Consider the following 6,328-nt stretch of genomic DNA (forward strand, 5'->3'; position numbering starts at 1 on the left):
GTTGTTGCGTAGTGCTTGGTGACCAGGACGGCTGGGGCACCAATAGGTTGTCAAAGGCCGAGTCGATTTTGGGGACTGGGATGTCCCAAAATCTATCACGAGGTCGAAGACACGCTTGATTTCCGGCATGATCAGTGACTGGGCGTGAGTATCTGTTGTGGGTGGCTGATGCTGTTGCTTTGTTTCAGGTTTCCGGTGACGGCCTGTGCCGTGCATTTGCCCTGGTAAATCCGCTCGCGAACCGACACACCGCCGATATAGTTGGCATTGAGCTGCAGGCAGGGCAAGGTCTGAAGGCATGTCGCAATCTGCGCCAGTCTGGCGCGGTATTGCCCATGATACAGGGGCAGGCCTCGTGGATGTCGCCGGATGCTGATGAAATCCGCATCACCCTCTATCTTCATCAGCGGGCGGAGGCTGTCCAGTACCGCTCCTGCCAGCGTTTCGTCATCCTGCTGCAACTGGTCCGGATGGCGCATACCGCCGATATAGCTGCTCAGCAAGGTTTTTCCCGGCGGCGCCCGGTGAGGGAACAGGCTGCTCATCCACAGGTTGCCATTGACAGGCAGGCTGTTGTGTTTGGCAACGAGGAAGCCTGTGCCATCCAGCTTGTGCTGAATATGGTTGCTGTTCAGTCCCAGATGTACAACGCCAACAGGTGCATATTCGATGTCGGCGAGCAGGCCACTCAGCGTGGTATCCGTCTCTTCGAGCAGCTGGCTGCTGATATCTGCGGGCGTGGACAGAATCAGCTGAGGCACCTGCAGATCTGCAGGCAGGCCACCGATCTTTCCCTGCACCCGCCAGCCCCGTTTCACCTGTTGTATGCGCAACGCCTTGGCGCTGGTGCGCAGCCGGATGCCGGGTGTTTGTACCAGTGCCTGTATCAGTTGCTCCATCCCGTTGTCGAAGGAAAAGGTATCGGCATTGTTTGCGCGGCGACGCTTGATCACCTTGTTGATAAACATGCCCATGGTCAGGCTGCCGTAGCGTTGCTCCAGTGTCGTGAGCCGGGGCAGGACGGATTGGGCCTCCGCCAGATCCGGGTCGGATGCCAGCGTGCCGGACACGAAAGCATCCATAGCCGTGTCCAGTACCTCCTGTCCCAGCCGGCGCCGGATGAACTCTGATACCGTCTCACCCGTGTGGGCGCCCTTGGGAACAAAAGGTTCCGCCATCAGGCGCAGCTTGGCGGGCAGACTCCACAGGGAAGACGTCAGCAATGCGGGAAGCAGCATGGGCACAGGGGTGAGTCTGTCATGGTGAACGATATAACGGTTGAGGCCTTCATTGCGCTGCTGCCGGTGCTCATCCAGACCCAGGCAGGATATCATCTGGTCCACCTGAGGGCGGAAATTCACCAGCAGTGCGGCGGCGTCCTCGGTGAGATAGCCAGCTTCGCTGTGGCTGCGGATTTTTCCACCAGGGCGAGATCCGGATTCCCAGATCTCTACGGAGATACCCCGCTGGGCCAGCCACCAGGCCGTGGAGAGCCCGGAAATGCCGCCGCCGATGATAAGTACCTGGCTCTTCACACAGTCACCTTTTCTTCAGCTCGGCCTTCATCTTATCCAGCAGTTCCCGGTCGAGAAGGCCCAGACCGCCCGTTTCCGGATCCTGCTGTGATTCCACGTACTGCCGGATCTCGGAGAAGCGCTTCACCGCCTGGGTATTTTCCTTCAGCCGCGGGACGCGGTTTCTCGCAATATCGAAAGCGCTGAAGTCCAGCTCCTGCATGCCGAAGCCTTTCATGCGCCGCACTGCCTTCATCATGGCGCGGTTGCGGAAACGTGTAAGGTCTTCCGGCATGATGGTTTCGATGCCTTCACGGCGGGCGTTGAATTCGGCGGCCTTCTTGATTCCTGCACGGACGAAATCCGGTGCGGATTCGACACGTTGCAAGGCTTCCGTACTCCAGCTGACGCCGGCCAGATCGGTGCTGAATACCTTTTCCACGTCTTCGCAGGCCACCACGATAGCGCTGCGGCGCCGGGCTTCACGCTCTGCGGCGTTCTGCAGGGTGGGCCTGACGAACAGGGCGGCCTGGGGCGAGCGCTGTGCAAGCAGTTCGTTCAGCAGGGTCGTTGCGCTGTCTTCCCAGGGGAGACCGGGTTCGCTGCTGTCGCCAGCTTCCAGACGCCGCAACAGCCTGATATTGACTTCCAGGCGTCCTTCCCCGCGCGCCACGTCTTCCGCCACGGTGAAGATGCCATCGCGCAGGAAATCTGGAAGCTGTTCCAGCCAGGTGACTGCTTCAGCGGTCCAGGCCAGGGGCTTGGTTCCTCCCACGGGCTTCCTGTCATCGGGACGTTTCACGGGGAAGCTGTCGCCGAAACGTTTTGCCGCCAGGGTGCTCAGGTGATCTGTCGTTACGGTGTGCTCGCCCAGGCTGCGCACGTGGTTTTCAGCCCGTTTGCGCACCATCTTGCGCAGGAAGCCGGGAATGCGTTCAAGGCGCCGGCTGGCGTCTTCCGTCCAGCTTATCTCATCCGCGGCCGTTTCTGCCAGCGGCTGGATGACGGCGCGGCCGCTGGGCATGTGTCCGCACCAGGGATCGGCATCCATGAGGTCACCGCCCATGGCCAGGGGACGCGCCCGGCAGCCGCCACAGAGTTTCTGGTATTCGCACTTGCCGCACTTGCCCCTGAGTTCGGGATTGCGCAGGCGCTCAAAGCTTGGCGCTTCGTCCCAGATCTCCCAGAAGCCCTGTTCGCGGATGCTGCCTTCCTCATCGGGAATGTAGGGGCAGGCGGTAACCGCACCTTCCGGCGTGACGCGGCAGTAGTGGATGCCGGCGAGGCATCCGCCGCCTTCGTAGCCCTGGGCGCGTGTGAGGGGGGATTCCGGGTTGTGCTCATAGGCAATGCGTTTGTAGTGGGGCGCGCAGCGGGCGCGGATGATCAGATCCCTGCTGTTCTCCTGTGCTTCCACCAGTTGCCTGAGCACCTGTTCATAGCGCGCAGGGCTGATATCAGACATGGATTCACCCCGGCCGGTGCAAACCAGAAAAAAGACGTTCAGCACATGGGCGCCGCTGGCGGTGGCAAAATCAATCATGGACTGCACTTCATGGGCATTTCGTTCGGTGACGGAGAAATGCACCTGGAAGGGCAGGTCGTGCCTGCGGCAGTGATCCATGCCGGCGAGGGTCTTTTCCCAGCTGCCGGAACAGCCCCGGAAACTGTCATGGCTGGCAGGATCCAGGGAATCCAGGCTGATGCCCATTCCCATTGCGCCGGCAGATTTGAGAGATTGCACCCGCTGTTCCGTGAGGAGTACGCCGTTGGTGCCGATGACCATGGTCAGCCCCAGGCTGTTGCCGTGACGGACGAGATCCGCCAGATCACGCCGCAGCAAAGGTTCGCCGCCGGTGAGCACCACCATGGTTTCGTTGCTGCGCGAAGCGATGTCTGTCAGCAGTTTCCTGACTTCCTCTGTGTTCAGCTCGTCCTTTCCGCCGCTGTGCCGGGTTTCAGCGTCCATGTAACAGTGGGCACAGGTCAGATTGCAGCGGCGCGTGAGGTTGACTGCAATGAGGAAGAGATCGTTATCCATTGCGCGGGTCGTCGGGGTCGAGATGGAAGATGCCGCGTTCTGCCCAGAGGGCTTTTACGGCATCCACCGCAGCTTCGTTCACTTCCGGCAGGTTTCGGTGCCGGCTCCAGCCTTCTATTTCCTGAATCAGCATACCGCGAACCTTGTCCGGCGCCCTGGCGATACGCTGGCGGGCTTCCGCAGCCCAGGGCATGGTTTCGCTGCTCTGTTCCGAGCCTGACTGGAAGGTTTGCAGAACCTCCTGAATGAAGCTTGCATCGATCTTTTTCCGCCCGTTCCTCGCGGCAATGCCCTGGGCAGCCTTGCGTGTCATGTCACGGCAGAATCCGGGAGGGACGTTGTTCAGCAGGACTTCCGCTTCCGCATCCCATGGCAGTTCCTGAGAATCTTCCTGTAGGGACCGGGCCGGGCTGCCGGACTGCATCATCCCCCCGAACGGGCAAGCGCTGGCGCCATCGGCTTTTTTTACTGTGCTGCCGGCACCCGTTTGCGCTTCCATGGCCTTGCGTGCTTCTGCCAGACCGGTTTCGACGGTTTCCAGTGAGACTTCCACGAGTCTCAGCTTCCGGGCATAGTCCTCGATGCGTTGTCTGGAACTGTCACGCATGAAGCCCTCGGGTACGCGCATCAGTCGTGCCAGGGCTGCCGCCTGCCATTGCAGTTCCTGTGACCTGTCAGCCTGCTCAGTGGCAGGGGCTTGTGTGTGGGGTAGTGCTGCGGCCATGGTGCCGGGCTGAAAATCGCCCCTGGGCATATCGTCGTGGAGGAATGTCTGCAGATGCGCGGCTTCCACCGTCGGGCTGTTTTCGGTACGGGCCTTCTTTTCTGCCCGCATGCTCAGGTTGCCCCGCAGGCTGAGATCCTTGATGCTGAGCAGCAAGGCAGTGGCTTCGTCGCTCCAGCGCATGACCTGGGGAGCATCCGGCTGGCGCCTGAGTTCGCCGCGATCATAAGCGCTGACGATTTCTTCCATGGCCTCTCCGGCATGGCCGGGCATGAGCTGGGCGGTGGCTTCTTCGACAATGCTTTCGGTGATGACCGTGTGACCCTTTTCCTGGGCGTAGCGCAGGATGGCCATGCGCGCCATGCTGCGTGCGAAGGAGGGCACCCGTTCCATGCGGGCCTCTGCCTCCTGGGTCCAGGAGGTGCTCACCGAAGCTGGGGCTGGTACTCACGCTGGCTCAGCAGCACCGCACAGGGCGCGTCATTGAGCAGGTATTCGGTGTTGCCGCCGATATCGAGTTCGGGATCGGCATGGATGCCCGTGGTACCCAGCACCAGCAGGCCGGGTTTGAATTCATTCAGGTAACGATTGATGACTTCATGGGGCTTGCCGTCCAGCAGCACGGTTTCCACTTCCATGCCGTGATCCGCTGCGATGGATTGCGCCACCGACAGGTGGCCCTGGTAAATTTTAGCCAGACCGGAATCGATGATTTCCTCATGGAGCTTTTCCTGCTCCTGAAACCTGAATACCTTGCCGGCTTCTTCCGAGAGCACGCCGGCAATACGGTTGAAGGCAACATAGTGGTAATAGGGGTCGAAGGCGGAAACCACCTTCACATCGCTGCCCCAGGCTTTTGCCAGACTCAGGGCGGTGAGCAGCCCGCCATAGGATTTGGCAGAACCGTCCACGCCCACGACGATGGGGCTGTCACTGAGTGAGCAGTTCGGATCCTTGATGATCAGCGTGTCGATACTGCTGCGCCGGGAAACACGCTGGCAGACGGTGCCCAGGCGGCTGCCCTTGACGGCGCCCAGACCAAGGGCGCCCATGACCAGCAGGTCATAGCGGCCGCTGTTGGCTTCGTTCACCAGTTCGCGGTAGTTCTTGCCTTCCAGGGAACAGCGCTCTACCGGCAACCGGTCTGCAGCGACAGTTTCCACCTGATCCAGATAGGAATCGGTGATGATGGACAGGCCCCGGGTGATCAGATCGTCATGCACGTCACGCTGACGCTCCAGTTCCTGCTCTTCCCGAAACTGCTCGGGCAGACCCCCTTCCATCTGCCGGAAGCGGGCATCGTGGAGCTTGGCGGCATATACATGTGCTGCGGTCAGCCTGGCATGGAAGTGCGTGGCCAGGCCGATGGCCTCCAGCGTGCCGCGGTTCGCATGGTCAGAAGAATCGACGGCCAGCAGCAGGGATGAGTAACCGGGCAGAACTGCCTTGTCTTCTTCCGGATGAGCTTGGGTTTGTGCGGTCATGGTCTGTTCGGGCCTTGGGTTGTAAAGAAATCAGCCGTGTATTCGTTAGGGCATACACGGCTGATTTGCATCGGACAGAGGGCGGGTGGCTTATCGCTGCGTAAACCAGTAAGCCACAATATAGCCGATTACCAGCAGATTGATGATACCGGCTATCAGTGCCATGCTGTCCATGAGGCTGAGCCGCCATCTGCGTTTTGCAATCACCCTGTCTGCTCCTCTGTTGCGGTTGCTGAATTACTTGAAGGTAAAGTCAACGGTTGCCTTGCTTCCGGCATCGACGGTTACCTTGGCTTTCTGGTTCTTCAGCATGCCATGCCAGGCTTTGATGGTGTACTTGCCGGGGGGGACGTCGGCAATGGTGTAGCTGCCGTCTTCCGCAACCTTCGCAAAGTAGGGGTTCCGGGCGACGAACACGAAGCCGTGCATGAAATCGTGTGCATCACACTCGCTGCCAGCCATGGAGAGCGAAGCGAAGGCTGGTAGACCCCAGTAGCCGCGAGGCCGCACTGTTTTCCCGGCGTGCCTTGCGCCAGAGGGAAAACAAAGTAGGCCTCCGAACGCG

5 protein-coding genes are annotated in these 6,328 nt (G+C 60.4%); all 5 read right to left on the minus strand.

The window, feature by feature from the left end; genetic code table 11:
* Window positions 1–131: 131 nt before the first annotated feature.
* Window positions 132–1,535 (minus strand): protoporphyrinogen oxidase, encoded by a 1,404-nt coding sequence (gene hemG, locus ACOCD2_RS10410; RefSeq protein WP_293647402.1) that lies wholly within the window; start codon window positions 1,533–1,535, stop codon window positions 132–134.
* Window positions 1,536–1,539: 4 nt separating this feature from the next.
* Window positions 1,540–3,555 carry a radical SAM/SPASM domain-containing protein gene (locus ACOCD2_RS10415; RefSeq protein WP_293647400.1) on the minus strand — a complete coding sequence of 672 codons (2,016 nt, stop codon included), beginning with the start codon at window positions 3,553–3,555 and terminating at the stop codon, window positions 1,540–1,542.
* Window positions 3,548–4,708, minus strand: coding sequence for a PCP reductase family protein (locus ACOCD2_RS10420; protein WP_293647398.1), 1,161 nt, complete (start codon window positions 4,706–4,708; stop codon window positions 3,548–3,550). Before ACOCD2_RS10420 ends, ACOCD2_RS10415 begins: the two co-directional genes overlap by 8 nt.
* On the minus strand, window positions 4,705–5,763 hold the full coding sequence (locus tag ACOCD2_RS10425) for a universal stress protein (RefSeq protein ID WP_293647396.1): 1,059 nt from the start codon (window positions 5,761–5,763) through the stop codon (window positions 4,705–4,707). The genes ACOCD2_RS10420 and ACOCD2_RS10425 overlap by 4 nt, the downstream gene beginning before the upstream one ends.
* Before the next feature lie 237 nt (window positions 5,764–6,000).
* Window positions 6,001–6,225, minus strand: coding sequence for a carboxypeptidase-like regulatory domain-containing protein (locus ACOCD2_RS10430; protein WP_293647394.1), 225 nt, complete (start codon window positions 6,223–6,225; stop codon window positions 6,001–6,003).
* Window positions 6,226–6,328 lie beyond the last annotated feature (103 nt).

The organism is Thiolapillus sp. (genome assembly GCF_048562965.1).
In the GTDB taxonomy this organism is placed as follows: Bacteria; Pseudomonadota; Gammaproteobacteria; order Chromatiales; family Chromatiaceae; genus Thiolapillus; species Thiolapillus brandeum_A.